Below are 16896 nucleotides of genomic sequence, written 5' to 3' on the forward strand. Positions count from 1 at the left end.
TCCTCAGATAAATCATTTCGACTCGCGGACGCCCTCTGTCAGACTGACCGAATTGTTATCAATGTTAACAAAACAAGAACAATTGGTTATAAGGAGAGAGTATGCGTGTCATCACCCTGGCGGGTAGTCCTCGCTTTCCTTCTCGCTCCAGCTCCTTGCTGGAATATGCGCGGGAAAAACTAAATGGCCTGGATGTAGAGGTTTATCACTGGAATTTGCAAAACTTCGTCCCGGAAGATCTGCTTTATGCTCGTTTCGATAGTCCGGCACTCAAGACCTTCACCGAACAGCTGCAACAGGCCGATGGGCTGATTGTCGCCACGCCTGTGTATAAAGCCGCCTATTCCGGCGCGCTGAAAACCCTGCTCGACCTGCTGCCAGAACGTGCGTTGCAAGGCAAAGTGGTGCTGCCGCTGGCGACAGGCGGCACCGTGGCCCATCTGCTGGCGGTCGATTATGCCCTTAAGCCAGTTTTAAGTACGCTGAAAGCCCAGGAGATCCTGCACGGCGTGTTTGCCGATGACTCGCAAGTAATTGATTACCAACACAAACCCCAGTTCACGCCAAATCTGCAAACTCGTCTTGATACCGCGCTAGAAACTTTCTGGCAGGCGTTGCACCGCCGCGATGTTCAGGTTCCTGACCTTCTGTCTCTGCGAGGTAATGCCCATGCGTAAGATCATTAAACTGGCGCTGGCGGGTTTACTTAGCGTCTCTACACTTGCTGTTGCCGCGGAGTCTTCGCCAGAGGCGTTACGTATAGGCTATCAAAAAGGCAGTATTGGTATGGTGCTGGCAAAAAGCCACCAGTTACTGGAAAAACGCTATCCGCAAACAAAAATCTCCTGGGTGGAGTTCCCCGCTGGCCCACAGATGCTGGAGGCGTTAAACGTTGGCAGTATCGATCTCGGCAGTACCGGGGATATTCCGCCAATCTTTGCCCAGGCTGCCGGGGCTGATTTGGTATACGTGGGCGTCGAGCCACCGAAACCCAAAGCCGAAGTGATTCTGGTGGCAGAAAACAGCCCGATCAAAACCGTAGCCGATCTTAAAGGTCACAAAGTTGCCTTTCAGAAAGGTTCCAGTTCGCACAATCTTTTACTGCGAGCCCTTCGCCAGGCCGGGCTTAAATTCACGGATATTCAGCCCACTTACCTGACGCCTGCCGATGCCCGCGCCGCGTTCCAGCAAGGTAACGTTGACGCCTGGGCTATCTGGGATCCCTACTACTCCGCTGCATTATTACAGGGCGGCGTGCGGGTGCTGAAAGACGGCACCGATCTCAATCAAACTGGATCGTTTTATCTGGCAGCTCGTCCGTATGCAGAAAAAAACGGCGCTTTTATTCAGGGTGTGCTGACAACCTTTAGTGAGGCCGATGCGTTAACCCGCAGCCAGCGCGAACAAAGCATCGCTTTACTGGCAAAAACGATGGGCTTACCGGCACCGGTTATTGCCTCATATCTGGATCATCGTCCTCCCACCACCATCAAACCGTTGAGCGCTGAAGTTGCCGCCTTACAGCAGCAAACGGCAGATCTGTTTTATGAAAACCGTCTGGTGCCGAAAAAAGTCGATATTCGCCAGCGCATCTGGCAGCCCACTCAACTGGAAGGAAAACAATTATGAGTCTGAATATGTTCTGGTTTTTACCGACCCATGGTGACGGGCACTATCTGGGAACGGAAGAAGGTTCACGTCCGGTTGATCACGGTTATCTGCAACAAATTGCGCAAGCGGCGGATCGTCTGGGTTATACCGGTGTGCTGATCCCAACAGGACGATCGTGTGAAGATGCGTGGCTGGTTGCCGCGTCGATGATCCCGGTGACGCAACGGCTGAAGTTTCTTGTCGCCCTGCGTCCCAGCGTAACCTCACCTACCGTTGCCGCCCGCCAGGCCGCCACGCTTGACCGTCTCTCGAATGGTCGTGCGTTGTTTAATCTGGTCACAGGCAGCGATCCACAAGAGCTGGCAGGCGACGGCGTGTTCCTTGATCATAGCGAGCGCTACGAAGCCTCGGCGGAATTTACCCAGGTCTGGCGGCGCTTATTGCTGGGGGAAACCGTCAATTTCAACGGTAAACATATTCATGTGCGCGGAGCCAAACTGCTCTTCCCGCCGATTCAACAGCCGTATCCTCCGCTTTACTTTGGCGGATCGTCAGATGTCGCCCAGGAGCTGGCGGCAGAACAAGTTGATCTCTACCTCACCTGGGGCGAACCGCCGGAACTGGTTAAAGAGAAAATCGAACAAGTGCGGGCGAAAGCTGCCGCGCATGGACGCAAAATTCGTTTCGGTATTCGTCTGCATGTGATTGTTCGTGAAACCAACGACGAAGCGTGGCAGGCCGCCGAGCGGTTAATCTCGCATCTTGATGATGAGACTATCGCCAAAGCACAAGCCGCATTCGCCCGGACGGATTCCGTAGGACAACAGCGAATGGCGGCGCTACATAACGGCAAGCGCGACAATCTGGAGATCAGCCCCAATTTATGGGCGGGCGTTGGCTTAGTGCGCGGCGGTGCCGGGACGGCACTGGTGGGCGATGGTCCGACGGTCGCTGCGCGAATCAACGAATACGCCGCGCTTGGCATCGACAGCTTTGTGCTTTCGGGCTACCCGCATCTGGAAGAAGCGTATCGGGTTGGCGAGTTGCTGTTCCCGCATCTGGATGTCGCCATCCCGGAAATTCCCCAGCCGCAGCCGCTGAATCCGCAAGGCGAAGCGGTGGCAAATGATTTTATCCCCCGTAACGTCGCGCAAAGCTAAGGAATACGATAATGGCAACGCCAGTGAAAAAGTGGTTATTGCGCGTTGCCCCCTGGTTTTTACCGGTGGGCATCGTGGCGGTGTGGCAACTGGCCTCCTCAGTTGGCTGGCTGTCAACGCGTATTTTGCCCTCACCGGAAGGAGTGGTGATGGCGTTCTGGACGCTCTCCGCCAGCGGCGAATTGTGGCAGCATCTGGCGATCAGCTCCTGGCGGGCGCTCATTGGCTTTTCAATTGGCGGATCGCTGGGGTTGATTTTGGGACTGATTAGCGGGCTATCTCGCTGGGGAGAACGACTGCTGGATACCTCCATTCAGATGTTGCGTAACGTGCCGCATCTGGCGCTGATCCCGCTGGTGATTTTGTGGTTTGGCATTGATGAATCCGCAAAAATCTTTCTGGTGGCGCTCGGCACGCTATTCCCCATTTATATCAACACCTGGCACGGCATCCGTAATATCGATCGCGGTCTGGTGGAAATGGCGCGTAGCTATGGATTATCCGGCATACCGCTGTTTATCCATGTGATCCTGCCTGGCGCCCTGCCCTCAATTATGGTCGGCGTGCGTTTTGCTTTGGGCCTGATGTGGCTGACGCTGATCGTTGCCGAAACTATTTCTGCCAATTCCGGCATTGGTTATCTGGCGATGAATGCGCGGGAGTTTCTGCAAACGGACGTGGTGGTAGTCGCTATTATTCTTTACGCCCTGCTCGGCAAACTTGCTGACGTCAGCGCGCAGCTGTTAGAGCGTCTCTGGTTGCGCTGGAACCCGGCTTATCATTTGAAGGAGGCCACGGTATGAATACTGCTCGTCTGAACCAGGGCACACCATTGTTGCTCAATGCAGTAAGCAAACAATACGCGGAAAATATCGTCCTGAACCAACTGGATTTACATATTCCGGCAGGTCAGTTTGTGGCGGTGGTGGGCCGCAGCGGTGGTGGCAAAAGTACCCTGCTGCGCCTGCTGGCAGGTCTGGAAACGCCAACCGCAGGCGACGTGTTAGCGGGCACCACACCGCTGGCTGAGATTCAGGAAGACACGCGAATGATGTTTCAGGATGCGCGTCTGCTACCGTGGAAATCGGTGATTGATAACGTTGGGTTAGGCCTTAAAGGCCAGTGGCGCGATGCCGCGCGTCGGGCGTTGGCTGCAGTAGGACTGGAGAACCGCGCAGGGGAATGGCCTGCCGCACTTTCTGGCGGGCAGAAACAGCGTGTGGCGCTGGCAAGAGCGTTAATTCATCGACCGGGTTTATTATTGCTTGATGAACCGCTCGGGGCGCTGGACGCCCTGACTCGGCTCGAGATGCAGGATTTGATTGTGTCACTTTGGCAGGAGCACGGCTTTACCGTACTGTTGGTGACGCATGATGTGAGCGAAGCGGTAGCAATGGCTGACCGGGTATTGTTAATTGAAGAGGGAAAAATTGGTCTGGATTTGACGGTGGATATCCCCCGTCCGCGCCGGTTAGGGTCGGTGCGATTAGCGGAGCTGGAAGCGGAAGTTTTGCAACGGGTGATGCAGCGTGGGCACTCTGAACAACCGATTCGGCGTCATGGTTAATATGCCGGATGTGGCACACAAAACCAGCAGTTTCAACGGATTGTAGGCCTGATAAGACGCGTCAAGCGTCGCATCAGGCATTTGGGCACGGCTGCCGGATGCGGCGTGAACGCCTTATCCAGCCTACAAAACCAGCATTTTCAACGGACTTGTAGGCCTGATAAGACGCGTCAAGCGTCGCATCCGGCATTTTGGCTCAAAAGTATCAAGCCAGTGCTTTAGTTATCTTCTCGTACAGATCGCCAGAGAGATTTTCCAGCCCTTTCAACTGCTCCAGCGCCGCGCGCATTTTCTCCTGACGTTTGGCATCGTAACGTTTCAGGCGAATCAGCGGCTCAATCAGGCGTGAAGCCACCTGCGGGTTACGGCTGTTGAGGTCGGTAAGCATTTCCACCAGGAACTGGTAACCGCTGCCATCTTCGGCATGGAACGCTGCCGGGTTGCTGCCCGCAAACGCACCAATCAACGAACGAATACGGTTCGGGTTGCTCATGGTAAATGAGCGATGCTGCAACAGGCCACGCACCGTCTCCAGCACATTCGCCGCCGGGCTGGTGGCTTGCAGGATAAACCATTTATCCATCACCAGACCATCCTGATGCCACTTGTCGTCGTACTCCTGCATCAGCGCGTCACGGCAAGGCAGCTGTGCAGCAACCGCCGCAGAAAGCGCTGCCAGCGCATCGGTCATATTGTTTGCTTCATGGTATTGCTTGCTCACCAGCACGTCAGCCAGATGCGTTTCACCAAAAGCAAGGAAGCGCAGGCAGGCATTACGCAGAGTGCGTTTTGCAATATCTTCATGCTCAACACGGTACTCGCTCTGGTAATTCGCGTTGTAAATAGCCAGTAGCTCATCCGCCAGTTCAGTCGCCAGAGTACGAGTGAGTGCTTCGCGTACTTCGGCAATAGCAATCGGGTCGATGATATCGAACAGTTCAGCCATTTCATTGACAGAAGGCAGCGTCAGGATTTCTGCCGCCAGCGCTGGATCAATCTTCTCATCGAGCAGCACCGCGCGGAAAGCGTCAGCCACATGCACCGGCAGAGACAGCAGCTGCCCTTGCTGATGACGGGCGACGTTTAGCTTGATGTAGGTTGCCAGCAGGCTTTGCGCCGCATCCCAACGGGAGAAATCATTACGCGCATGACGCATCAGGAAGGTCAGTTGCTGATCGCTCCACTTATATTCCAGTTTCACTGGCGCAGAGAATTCGCACAGCAGCGCAGGCACCGGCTGGAAGTAGACATTATCAAAAACAAAGGTCTGTTCAGCCTGGGTGACGTTCAGCACCGAATTCACCGGATGACCGCCTTTCTGCAACGGGATCACTTTGCCTTCGTTATCATACAGTTCGATGGCAAACGGAATATGCAGCGGCTGTTTTTCTGCCTGATCCGGCGTAGCTGGCGTGCGCTGGCTGATGGTCAGGGTGTACTGCTCAGTTTCCGGATTGTAGTCGTCTTTGACAGTCACAACCGGCGTGCCGGATTGGCTGTACCAACGGCGGAAATGGGAAAGATCGACATTCGACGCATCTTCCATCGCCTGCACAAAGTCGTCACAGGTCGCTGCGCTACCATCATGACGCTCGAAATAGAGCTGCATCCCTTTCTGGAAGTTTTCTTCGCCAAGCAGAGTGTGGATCATACGAATCACTTCCGCGCCCTTCTCGTAAACGGTCAGGGTGTAGAAGTTGTTCATTTCAATGACCATATCCGGGCGAATTGGGTGCGCCATCGGGCTGGCGTCTTCTGCAAACTGCAATCCGCGCATGGTGCGCACGTTGTTGATACGGTTTACCGCGCGAGAACCAAGGTCAGAGCTGAATTCCTGATCGCGGAAGACGGTTAAACCTTCTTTCAGGCTGAGCTGGAACCAGTCGCGGCAGGTCACACGGTTACCGGTCCAGTTGTGGAAATATTCGTGACCAATAACACGCTCAATATCGAGGTAATCTTTATCGGTGGCGGTGTCGGTACGGGCCAGCACATATTTGGAGTTAAAGATATTCAGACCTTTATTCTCCATTGCGCCCATATTGAAGAAGTCCACCGCGACGATCATATAGATGTCGAGGTCATACTCCAGGCCGAAGCGTTCTTCATCCCATTTCATGGAGTTTTTCAGCGAGGTCATCGCCCACGGCGCGCGGTCGAGGTTGCCGCGATCGACGTACAGCTCCAGCGCCACTTCGCGACCAGAACGCGTGGTGAAGGTGTCGCGCAGCACGTCGAAGTCGCCTGCCACCAGCGCAAACAGGTAGCACGGTTTCGGGAACGGGTCCTGCCACTGTACCCAGTGACGTCCGTTTTCCAGTTCGCCTTGCGCAACGCGGTTACCGTTGGAAAGCAGGAAGGGATATTTGGTTTTATCGGCAATAATTTTGGTGGTAAAACGCGCCAGCACATCCGGGCGGTCGAGATAATACGTAATATGGCGGAAACCTTCGGCTTCACACTGGGTGCAAAGCGCATCGCCTGACTGATAAAGCCCTTCCAGCGCAGTATTCGCCGCCGGGCTAATTTCATTAACGATCTTAAGCGTAAAACGCTCCGGCAAATTACTGATGACCAGTGCGCCCTCTTCTTCTTTCCAGGCGGTCCACGGCTCATCATTAATATAAACAGAAACCAGTTTGAGGTCTTCGCCGTTGAGACGAAGCGGAACATCTGATGCACCATGACGGACAGCCTGGCTGACCGCGGTAACGACCGTCTTTTGCGCGTCCAGGTCAAAGGTCAAGTCAATATCAGTAATCTGGTAATCCGGCGCACGATAATCGTGACGGTATTTGGCTTGTGGCTGTTGAGTCATAAATAACCTTTAGCATCTTTTATAGAGTCTGGTGTTCAGTCTATTCCTGTTGCGTAAATCGCGCTATGCAGAATCTTCATCTTTTCAGGTACAAACGCCTTTATTGCTACATTTTTATAACATACACCGCGTAATGCCATCGACCAGAAAGGTGGCATATGGTGTGATCGGGGTTCAATAAATTGCGAAACAAGGTATACTCCAGCAGTTCCTGAAGATGTTTATTGTACTAAACGCTCCTGTACGAGGACGCTACTGCGCACCTATGACACAATTCGCTTCTCCTGTTCTGCACTCGTTGCTGGATACAGATGCTTATAAGTTGCATATGCAGCAAGCCGTGTTTCATCACTATTACGATGTGCATGTCGCGGCGGAGTTTCGTTGCCGAGGTGACGATCTGCTGGGTATTTATGCCGATGCTATTCGTGAACAGGTTCAGGCGATGCAGTACCTGCGCCTGCAGGATGATGAATATCAGTGGCTCTCTGCCCTGCCTTTCTTTAAGGCCGACTATCTTAACTGGCTACGCGAGTTCCGCTTTAACCCGGAACAAGTCACCGTGTCCAACGATAATGGCAAGCTGGATATTCGTTTAAGCGGCCCGTGGCGTGAAGTCATCCTCTGGGAAGTTCCTTTGCTGGCGGTTATCAGTGAAATGGTACATCGCTATCGCTCACCGCAGGCCGACGTTGCGCAAGCCCTCGACACGCTGGAAAGCAAATTAGCCGACTTCTCGGCATTAACCGCCGGTCTTGATATGTCGCGCTTCCATCTGATGGATTTTGGCACCCGCCGACGTTTTTCTCGTGAAGTACAAGAAACCATCGTGAAACGTCTGCAACAGGAATCCTGGTTCGTGGGCACCAGCAACTACGATCTGGCGCGTCGGCTTTCCCTCACGCCGATGGGAACACAGGCACACGAATGGTTCCAGGCGCATCAGCAAATCAGCCCGGATCTAGCCAACAGCCAGCGAGCTGCACTTGCTGCCTGGCTGGAAGAGTATCCCGACCAACTTGGCATTGCGTTAACCGACTGCATCACTATGGATGCTTTCCTGCGAGATTTCGGTGTCGAGTTCGCCAGTCGCTATCAGGGCCTGCGCCATGACTCTGGTGACCCGGTTGAATGGGGTGAAAAAGCCATTGCACATTATGAAAAGCTGGGAATTGATCCACAGAGTAAAACGCTGGTTTTCTCTGACAATCTGGATTTACGCAAAGCGGTTGAGCTATACCGCCACTTCTCTTCCCGCGTGCAATTAAGTTTTGGTATTGGGACTCGCCTGACCTGCGATATCCCCCAGGTAAAACCCCTGAATATTGTCATTAAGTTGGTAGAGTGTAACGGTAAACCAGTGGCGAAACTTTCTGACAGCCCAGGCAAAACTATCTGCCACGATAAAGCGTTTGTTCGGGCGCTACGCAAAGCGTTCGACCTTCCGCATATTAAAAAAGCCAGTTAATATCATCAGGGAGCTAATCGGCTCCCTTTTTTTACCTTTAATTCCGAAATCTTTCGCTGCATTTGCGAATTCTGCTTGTCTGATTGCAGATGCCAGGTAACATAGGTATCCCCCCATTTACGGGTGGACAAGTGTTTATTTTTTCCGACTATTAACAGAGAGAATATTATGAGCGTTGTGCCTGTAGCCGACGTACTCCAGGGCCGCGTAGCCGTTGACAGCGAAGTCACCGTGCGCGGATGGGTACGTACCCGCCGAGATTCAAAAGCTGGCATCTCCTTCCTCGCCGTTTATGACGGTTCCTGCTTTGATCCTGTACAGGCTGTCATCAATAATTCTCTGCCCAATTACAATGAAGACGTCTTGCGTCTGACCACCGGCTGCTCGGTCATTGTGACGGGTAAAGTCGTGGCGTCGCCGGGCCAGGGGCAACAATTTGAAATTCAGGCCAGCAAGGTTGAAGTTGCTGGTTGGGTTGAAGATCCAGACACTTACCCGATGGCGGCAAAACGCCACAGCATTGAGTATCTGCGTGAAGTCGCTCACCTGCGTCCGCGCACAAACCTGATTGGTGCCGTCGCGCGCGTTCGCCATACGCTGGCGCAGGCGCTGCATCGCTTCTTTAACGAGCAGGGATTTTTCTGGGTTTCAACGCCACTGATTACCGCATCTGATACCGAAGGTGCAGGCGAAATGTTCCGTGTTTCTACGCTGGATCTGGAAAACCTGCCGCGTAACGATCAGGGCAAAGTGGATTTCGACAAAGACTTCTTTGGTAAAGAGTCTTTCCTGACCGTATCTGGCCAGTTGAACGGCGAAACCTACGCTTGCGCATTGTCCAAAATTTATACCTTCGGCCCGACTTTCCGTGCTGAAAACTCCAACACCAGCCGTCACCTGGCGGAATTCTGGATGCTGGAGCCGGAAGTGGCGTTTGCTAACCTGAACGATATCGCGGGTCTGGCTGAAGCCATGCTGAAATATGTCTTCAAAGCGGTTCTCGAAGAACGCGCTGACGACATGAAATTCTTCGCTGAACGCGTAGATAAAGATGCCGTTTCACGTCTGGAACGCTTCATTGAGGCCGATTTCGCGCAGGTGGATTACACCGACGCAGTGACCATTCTCGAAAACTGCGGCAGGAAGTTTGAAAACCCGGTTTACTGGGGCGTCGATCTCTCTTCTGAGCATGAGCGTTATCTGGCGGAAGAACACTTTAAAGCACCGGTAGTGGTTAAAAACTATCCGAAAGATATTAAAGCGTTCTATATGCGCCTTAACGAAGACGGTAAAACCGTTGCGGCTATGGACGTTCTGGCTCCGGGCATCGGTGAGATCATTGGTGGCTCCCAGCGTGAAGAACGTCTGGACGTGCTGGACGAGCGTATGCTGGAAATGGGCCTGAATAAAGAAGATTACTGGTGGTATCGCGATCTGCGTCGCTACGGTACTGTTCCGCATTCAGGTTTCGGTCTTGGTTTTGAACGCCTGATTGCTTACGTAACTGGTGTGCAAAACGTGCGTGATGTGATTCCGTTCCCACGTACTCCGCGTAACGCCAGCTTCTAATTTAGCGTCTTCAAGAGCCAGCACCCGCTGGCTCTTTTTTTATCCTTTCTGTCAAGTTATCTGTTTGTTAAGTCAAGCAATCTATTTGCAACCCCGCCATAACGATCATCCTGTTACGGAATATTACATTGCAACATTTACGCACAAAAAATAACCCGCATTCTTATTGCGGATTAGTTTTTTCTTAGCTGATAGCACAATTTTCATACTATTTTTTGGCATTCTGGATGTCTGAAAGAGGATTTTGTGCCAGGTCGATAAAGTTTCCATCAGAAACAAAATTTCCGTTTAGTTAATTTAAATATAAGGAAATCATATAAATAGATAAAAATTGCTGTAAATATCATCACGCCTATATGGAAATATGACGATGTTCACAAAGTTCCTTAAATTTTACTTTTGGTTACATATTTTTTCTTTTTGAAACCAAATCTTTATCTTTGTAGCACTTTCACGGTAGCGAAACGTTAGTTTGAATGGAAAGATGCCTGCAGACACATAAAGACACCAAACTCTCATCAATAGTTCCGTAAATTTTTATTGACAGAACTTATTGACGGCAGTGGCAGGTGTCATAAAAAAACCATGAGGGTAATAAATAATGATGAAGCGCAATATTCTGGCAGTGATCGTCCCTGCTCTGTTAGTAGCAGGTACTGCAAACGCTGCAGAAATCTATAACAAAGATGGCAACAAAGTAGATCTGTACGGTAAAGCTGTCGGTCTGCATTATTTCTCCAAGGGTAACGGTGAAAACAGTTACGGTGGCAATGGTGACATGACCTATGCCCGTCTTGGTTTTAAAGGGGAAACTCAAATCAATTCCGATCTGACCGGTTATGGTCAGTGGGAATATAACTTCCAGGGTAACAACTCTGAAGGCGCTGACGCTCAAACTGGTAACAAAACGCGTCTGGCATTCGCGGGTCTTAAATACGCTGACGTTGGTTCTTTCGATTACGGCCGTAACTACGGTGTGGTTTATGATGCACTGGGTTACACCGATATGCTGCCTGAGTTTGGCGGTGACACGGCATACAGCGATGACTTCTTCGTTGGTCGTGTTGGCGGCGTTGCTACCTATCGTAACTCCAACTTCTTTGGTCTGGTTGATGGCCTGAACTTCGCTGTTCAGTACCTGGGTAAAAACGAGCGTGACACTGCACGCCGCTCTAACGGCGACGGTGTTGGCGGTTCTATCAGCTACGAATACGAAGGCTTTGGTATCGTTGGTGCTTATGGCGCCGCTGACCGTACCAACCTGCAAGAAGCTCAACCTCTTGGCAACGGTAAAAAAGCTGAACAGTGGGCTACTGGTCTGAAGTATGACGCGAACAACATCTACCTGGCAGCGAACTACGGTGAAACCCGTAACGCTACGCCGATCACTAATAAATTTACAAACATCAGCGGCTTCGCCAACAAAACGCAAGACGTTCTGTTAGTTGCGCAATACCAGTTCGATTTCGGTCTGCGTCCGTCCATCGCTTACACCAAATCTAAAGCGAAAGACGTAGAAGGTATCGGTGATGTTGATCTGGTTAACTACTTTGAAGTGGGCGCAACCTACTACTTCAACAAAAACATGTCCACCTATGTTGACTACATCATCAACCAGATCGATTCTGACAACAAACTGGGCGTAGGTTCTGACGACACCGTTGCTGTGGGTATCGTTTACCAGTTCTAATAGCACACCTCTTTGTTAAATGCCGAAAAAACAGGACTTTGGTCCTGTTTTTTTTATGCCTTCCAGAGCAATCTCACGTCTTGCAAAAACAGCCTGCGTTTTCATCAGTAATAGTTGGAATTTTGTAAATCTCCCGTTACCCTGATAGCGGACTTCCCTTCTGTAACCATAATGGAACCTCGTCATGTTTGAGAACATTACCGCCGCTCCTGCCGACCCGATTCTGGGCCTGGCCGATCTGTTTCGTGCCGATGAACGTCCCGGCAAAATTAACCTCGGGATTGGTGTCTATAAAGATGAGACGGGCAAAACCCCGGTACTGACCAGTGTGAAAAAGGCTGAACAGTATCTGCTCGAAAATGAAACCACCAAAAATTACCTCGGCATTGACGGCATCCCTGAATTTGGTCGCTGCACTCAGGAACTGCTGTTTGGTAAAGGTAGCGCCCTGATCAATGACAAACGTGCTCGCACGGCACAGACTCCGGGTGGCACTGGCGCACTACGCGTGGCTGCCGATTTCCTGGCAAAAAATACCAGCGTTAAGCGTGTGTGGGTGAGCAACCCAAGCTGGCCGAACCATAAGAGCGTCTTTAACTCTGCAGGTCTGGAAGTTCGTGAATACGCTTATTATGATGCGGAAAATCACACCCTTGACTTCGATGCACTGATTAACAGCCTGAACGAAGCTCAGGCTGGCGACGTGGTGCTGTTCCATGGCTGCTGCCATAACCCAACCGGTATCGACCCTACGCTGGAACAATGGCAGACACTGGCACAACTTTCCGTTGAGAAAGGCTGGTTACCGCTGTTTGACTTCGCTTACCAGGGGTTTGCCCGTGGTCTGGAAGAAGATGCTGAAGGACTGCGCGCTTTCGCGGCTATGCATAAAGAGCTGATTGTTGCCAGTTCCTACTCTAAAAACTTTGGCCTGTACAACGAGCGTGTTGGCGCTTGTACTCTGGTTGCTGCTGACAGTGAAACCATTGATCGCGCATTCAGCCAAATGAAAGCGGCGATTCGCGCTAACTACTCTAACCCACCAGCACACGGCGCTTCTGTTGTTGCCACCATCCTGAGCAACGATGCGTTACGTGCGATTTGGGAACAAGAACTGACTGATATGCGCCAGCGTATTCAGCGTATGCGTCAGTTGTTCGTCAATACGCTGCAGGAAAAAGGCGCAAATCGCGACTTCAGCTTTATCATCAAACAGAACGGCATGTTCTCCTTCAGTGGCCTGACAAAAGAACAAGTGCTGCGTCTGCGCGAAGAGTTTGGCGTATATGCTGTTGCTTCTGGTCGCGTAAACGTGGCCGGGATGACACCAGATAATATGGCTCCGCTGTGCGAAGCGATTGTGGCAGTGCTGTAAGCGTTAAAAACAATGAAGCCCGCTTAAAAAGCGGGCTTTTTTATGCGCCTTTACCAGACGGGCATTTCGTCTTGCAGGAAGGGATTATGCAGGCGCTCATAACCAAGTGTGGATAATGGTCCGTGACCCGGAATAAATGTCACGTCATCCCCCAGTGGCAGCAACTTATCTTTGATTGAAGAAATCAGTTGATTATGATCGCCACGCGGGAAGTCACTGCGCCCTACTCCGCCTTTGAAAATAACGTCGCCAGAAATCAGCAGCTTTGCCCGATCATCAAAAAACACGACATGACCCGGCGTATGCCCAGGGCAATGTAACACCTGTAAAGCCACATTCCCTATGCTGATGGTATCGCCTTCGTTCAGCCAACGATCCGGCGTCAGCGGCTGGCACTCTTCCAGACCAAACATACGACTTTGCGCAGGCAAGCCTTGCAGCCAGAACTCATCTTCTTTTTCCGGGCCAAAAACCGGCACGCCGTAATGTTGCGCCAGTTCCGCCGCTGCACCAACGTGGTCCAGATGACCATGCGTCAGCAGGATCTGCATCAGTGTCAGGCCGCTGGCGTCAACTTCCTGTTTGATTTTTTCCGCATCGCCGCCAGGATCGACCAGTGCGGCCAGGCGGGTTTGTTCACACCAGATCAATGAACAGTTCTGGGAGAATGCGGTGACCGGAATAATACGATAGTTCATACTGCCCCTGTTTCGTTAAGCAATTGCTACCAGTGCCGTGCTGGCCCGGTATCAATATGCACAAAGTTACTACGTGGGTAATATCCTACACCACCTGCGCGCATAGATAACGCGGCTTTGCGAATATTGCTTAACGCGATACCTTCAATATGGAAATCCATCGCCTGCCCTTTCGTGTGATAGCTTTTCTTCGCTACTCCACGGCTGCGGGCGCGTAGTTCATTGTTGGTATCAATGGAACGATAACCGGAAATGAGTTGCACCGGTTTGCGGGTACCTAACAACCCTTGCAGGCGATACAACTGGTCGAATAATCCTGGGTCGATGGACTTTATTTTGTTCGCGCGGTAATCGCGGAAAAAATGGTTAAGTTTTGCCAATTCTTCCTGAATATAGCCTCTGCCATCGAAAAACTCCGCTTTGATTGACTCTCCGGTATGAAGATTATTGAGTGTCAAAATGCGCGGGCGTGGGGTAGAGAGTGTTGCAAACGCAGGGGTCGGCAGGATGGCGGCACCGAGTGCAACGCCACCAAGCGCCAGCAATTTGCGGCGATTAGCGTCGAATTTGTCCATGATAATCAAGTCTACAGGTCAATGTTATCGTTTATATGCACTTCTGGCGCACAAGAGGCACCTTAACCGCCCGTAAAGCAGACGTCAAGATGACTCAACCCCAGCAGTGACGGGGGCTGCAGAGAATTGCCCCCAATCATGCTAATTATTACGACAACTGATTTCCCCGAACTGCTTCATTTACCTGATTAATTGTTCCGCTTTCGATACAATTTGCGAGCTGGATCGCGCAGGCAGATCATAATTGTAAATATCTGTACGATACTGGGTACGACCATCTGCACCAACAAAGGCCGTCAGATAGTAGAGATTCACCGGAATCGACTGCCGAATATTGACGTAACGCGTATCGCCCTGCTTCAGCGCATCAGAAATACGTTTGTCATTCCAGCCTGCATCCTGCAACAGCATATTCGCCAGATCGGAAGCTTTATTCACTCGTACACAGCCTGAGCTCAATGCGCGTGTATCACGCTTGAACAGATTGTGGTTCGGCGTGTCATGCAAATAAATGGCCTCTGAACTCGGCATATTGAATTTATAGCGCCCCAGCGAGTTCCGTGGGCCTGGAGCCTGCTGGAAGCGGAACGGTAAATTCGAGGCCGTGATTGTAGACCAGTCAACCTGCCATGGGTCAATCGCTTCTCTGCTGTTCCAGCCGCGCATCACCGTATAGCCATGGCTTTCGAGATATCCCGGATCGTTGCGCACTTTCGGCAGAATATCTTTGCGTGCCAGAGTTGGTGGTACGTTCCACGGCGGGTTTACCACTACGTTGTTAAGTGCACTGCTCATCATCGGCGTTTTGCGATCGGGGCGACCGACAATGACTCGCGAATCCAGCACCTGATTGCCGTTCTGATAGTAGACCAGCGAATAGGCTGGAATGTTAACCATGATCCCGGTAGAAAGCTCTGTTGGCAGCAAGCGCAATCGCTGGATGTTGAGTGCCAACACGCCAGCACGCTGGGCGGGCGTTACGTTTAACCAGTCACGCGTTGCCGGGCCAATAGCACCATCTGCCCCCAATCCTTGCCATGCCTGAAAACGTTTAACGGCTTCCACCAGTTCATTATCGTAGGCGGCACGAACGACAGGCGCAGGTTTACTACGAGACGTAGTTTGCTTGTCCATCGGCTTAGTTTCTGCTGTTTCAATAGTAACAGCGGATGGGCTGACTACCGCGTCAGTTGGCGTGTCATCGCCAGGTAGCGTAATTTTCGGTCCCCCGTCCAACATGCCTGTACGTTGCAATATTTCGCGCAACGCCGGTACGTCGTTACTCCACTGTCCTGGGCGCAACGTTGCTTTGCCGGTCAGTTGGGGCCACGGTTTGGTGTCACTGAGTAAGGCCAGTAACGATTCATGCATCGCCGCATATTGCGGATGCTGCGGTGCCAATCCTACAACAAACGTAGGCAATTGACCTTTATCCAGCGCCAGCTGCCATTGGTTAATCACCGAAAGCGGCGGCGTTGAAAGCGCATAAGGTTTACTGCTATATAGCCAGCGAGTGCCTTTGACCGGAATATTTGCAATGAAATGGAGATAGCCCATCATCGCATCAGAGAGCACCACGTCGCGTGCCATCCCGTTAACACCAGGATCGGTCAGTAACTCTACCCATTTATTAAACTGCGGCTGGAAACCGGCAATCGCCACCTCTGCCAGCTGTTGCTGGAAGGCTTTAACAGCATCACGGTTTTCCCACATGGGTTGCATATCGCGTGCGGCATACAACAATTGAAGCTGGTTAAGATAAACCGGCTTATAACCTGCGGGTAATTGAGATTCGATTTGCGTGCGGGCTTTTTCAGCCGCACCTTCAGGCAATGGCTGGATCCCCGCCATTATTGCCGTGGCTTGCGCCTGCGGCAGTGCCTCGCCCTGTTCACTGACAGCCACCGGGCTGTCGCCAGGGATTACTTCAGGCTCATCGGCCTGCGCATTGAACAGTGGAGCGAATGTTACGGCCAGGCACAAACTGATTGCCGACAGCCGACGACCACACATCATATTAAGCAACATCCCTTGCCCCCTGTTTTTATCATACTCTGAATAGCCAGGCTGTTATTTTACGACTTGCCTGTACAACGCCAATACTCACGAAAGTATGACGAGCAAGCCTGTTACTCATCAGGCTTATCTTCAGTATATAAACGCCGATACGTTTTTACATAACCTAATGTAAAGAAGTTTAAAGAAAAGCGCGCCGTAATGTGCCACTTTTTTAGTGCAGAAACGGAGTTTTCGGAAAATAAATATCCTCCGGCATAGCCGGAGGTTTTTCAAATGCGCCTATAAGGCTCTCTTACCAGCCGCGCCCTAACAGGCGCACACGATCTGACATTTGCATCCAACTTCG

Annotated in this window: 13 protein-coding genes; 9 read left to right on the top strand and 4 right to left on the bottom strand. The window is 51.6% G+C overall.

The genetic code is table 11. The features are described from left to right. The first annotated feature begins 101 nt into the window (after window positions 1-101). From ssuE to ssuB, 5 genes are read left to right on the top strand one after another with little or no spacing between them, the layout of a single operon-like run. Entirely contained in the window at window positions 102-677 is a 576-nt protein-coding gene (ssuE, locus tag ACJHWT_RS16665; protein ID WP_001263945.1) for an NADPH-dependent FMN reductase, read from the top strand. Further along, window positions 670-1629: an aliphatic sulfonate ABC transporter substrate-binding protein SsuA gene (gene ssuA, locus ACJHWT_RS16670; protein ID WP_001226260.1), complete on the top strand. Its 960-nt coding sequence runs from the start codon at window positions 670-672 to the stop codon at window positions 1627-1629. The genes ssuE and ssuA overlap by 8 nt, the downstream gene beginning before the upstream one ends. Continuing rightward, a complete protein-coding gene (gene ssuD / locus ACJHWT_RS16675) occupies window positions 1626-2771 on the top strand; it encodes an FMNH2-dependent alkanesulfonate monooxygenase (protein ID WP_000055997.1) in 1146 nt (381 codons plus the stop codon). Before ssuA ends, ssuD begins: the two co-directional genes overlap by 4 nt. 11 nt (window positions 2772-2782) lie before the next feature. Next, a complete protein-coding gene (ssuC, locus tag ACJHWT_RS16680) occupies window positions 2783-3574 on the top strand; it encodes an aliphatic sulfonate ABC transporter permease SsuC (RefSeq protein WP_000235189.1) in 792 nt (263 codons plus the stop codon). Beyond that, window positions 3571-4338, top strand: coding sequence for an aliphatic sulfonates ABC transporter ATP-binding protein (gene ssuB / locus ACJHWT_RS16685; protein ID WP_001090524.1), 768 nt, complete (start codon window positions 3571-3573; stop codon window positions 4336-4338). The genes ssuC and ssuB overlap by 4 nt, the downstream gene beginning before the upstream one ends. A 205-nt stretch (window positions 4339-4543) precedes the next feature. On the opposite strand, the gene pepN is transcribed toward ssuB, so the two are convergent. Then, the gene (gene pepN, locus ACJHWT_RS16690; RefSeq protein ID WP_000193870.1) at window positions 4544-7156 is read right to left on the bottom strand and encodes an aminopeptidase N; all 2613 of its coding nucleotides are present in this window, start codon (window positions 7154-7156) and stop codon (window positions 4544-4546) included. A gap of 265 nt (window positions 7157-7421) precedes the next feature. On the opposite strand from pepN, the gene pncB reads away from it, so the two are divergent. The 4 genes from pncB to aspC all read left to right on the top strand — a co-directional run bounded on the left by pncB (window position 7422) and on the right by aspC (window position 13258). After that, window positions 7422-8624, top strand: coding sequence for a nicotinate phosphoribosyltransferase (gene pncB / locus ACJHWT_RS16695; protein WP_001317750.1), 1203 nt, complete (start codon window positions 7422-7424; stop codon window positions 8622-8624). Between the two features lie 168 nt (window positions 8625-8792). Then, entirely contained in the window at window positions 8793-10193 is a 1401-nt protein-coding gene (gene asnS, locus ACJHWT_RS16700; protein WP_000117881.1) for an asparagine--tRNA ligase, read from the top strand. A gap of 601 nt (window positions 10194-10794) precedes the next feature. Beyond that, window positions 10795-11883, top strand: coding sequence for a porin OmpF (gene ompF, locus ACJHWT_RS16705; protein WP_000977917.1), 1089 nt, complete (start codon window positions 10795-10797; stop codon window positions 11881-11883). A 184-nt stretch (window positions 11884-12067) separates the two neighbouring features. Continuing rightward, window positions 12068-13258: an aspartate transaminase gene (gene aspC / locus ACJHWT_RS16710; protein WP_000462684.1), complete on the top strand. Its 1191-nt coding sequence runs from the start codon at window positions 12068-12070 to the stop codon at window positions 13256-13258. A 50-nt stretch (window positions 13259-13308) separates the two neighbouring features. Here the strand turns inward: aspC and gloC are convergent, their stop codons facing one another. From gloC to ldtD, 3 genes are all read right to left on the bottom strand, one after another. Next, window positions 13309-13956: a hydroxyacylglutathione hydrolase GloC gene (gene gloC / locus ACJHWT_RS16715; RefSeq protein WP_001109449.1), complete on the bottom strand. Its 648-nt coding sequence runs from the start codon at window positions 13954-13956 to the stop codon at window positions 13309-13311. Window positions 13957-13982: 26 nt separating this feature from the next. After that, window positions 13983-14531, bottom strand: coding sequence for a YcbK family protein (locus ACJHWT_RS16720; protein ID WP_001295932.1), 549 nt, complete (start codon window positions 14529-14531; stop codon window positions 13983-13985). A gap of 180 nt (window positions 14532-14711) precedes the next feature. Further along, window positions 14712-16559, bottom strand: a complete 1848-nt coding sequence (gene ldtD, locus ACJHWT_RS16725; protein WP_000926012.1) for a L,D-transpeptidase — start codon at window positions 16557-16559, stop codon at window positions 14712-14714. Window positions 16560-16896 lie beyond the last annotated feature (337 nt).

Source organism: Escherichia sp. WS338, assembly GCF_046486405.1.
Taxonomy (GTDB): domain Bacteria; phylum Pseudomonadota; class Gammaproteobacteria; order Enterobacterales; family Enterobacteriaceae; genus Escherichia; species Escherichia coli.

Coding starts and splice junctions, on each gene's coding strand:
- ssuD (WP_000055997.1), top strand. CDS start 1,626: ATGAGTCTGAATATGTTCTGGTTTTTACCGACCCATGGTGACGGGCAC.
- ssuB (WP_001090524.1), top strand. CDS start 3,571: ATGAATACTGCTCGTCTGAACCAGGGCACACCATTGTTGCTCAATGCA.
- ssuC (WP_000235189.1), top strand. CDS start 2,783: ATGGCAACGCCAGTGAAAAAGTGGTTATTGCGCGTTGCCCCCTGGTTT.
- ldtD (WP_000926012.1), bottom strand. CDS start 16,559: ATGTTGCTTAATATGATGTGTGGTCGTCGGCTGTCGGCAATCAGTTTG.
- ssuA (WP_001226260.1), top strand. CDS start 670: ATGCGTAAGATCATTAAACTGGCGCTGGCGGGTTTACTTAGCGTCTCT.
- asnS (WP_000117881.1), top strand. CDS start 8,793: ATGAGCGTTGTGCCTGTAGCCGACGTACTCCAGGGCCGCGTAGCCGTT.
- ACJHWT_RS16720 (WP_001295932.1), bottom strand. CDS start 14,531: ATGGACAAATTCGACGCTAATCGCCGCAAATTGCTGGCGCTTGGTGGC.
- pepN (WP_000193870.1), bottom strand. CDS start 7,156: ATGACTCAACAGCCACAAGCCAAATACCGTCACGATTATCGTGCGCCG.
- gloC (WP_001109449.1), bottom strand. CDS start 13,956: ATGAACTATCGTATTATTCCGGTCACCGCATTCTCCCAGAACTGTTCA.
- ompF (WP_000977917.1), top strand. CDS start 10,795: ATGATGAAGCGCAATATTCTGGCAGTGATCGTCCCTGCTCTGTTAGTA.
- pncB (WP_001317750.1), top strand. CDS start 7,422: ATGACACAATTCGCTTCTCCTGTTCTGCACTCGTTGCTGGATACAGAT.
- aspC (WP_000462684.1), top strand. CDS start 12,068: ATGTTTGAGAACATTACCGCCGCTCCTGCCGACCCGATTCTGGGCCTG.
- ssuE (WP_001263945.1), top strand. CDS start 102: ATGCGTGTCATCACCCTGGCGGGTAGTCCTCGCTTTCCTTCTCGCTCC.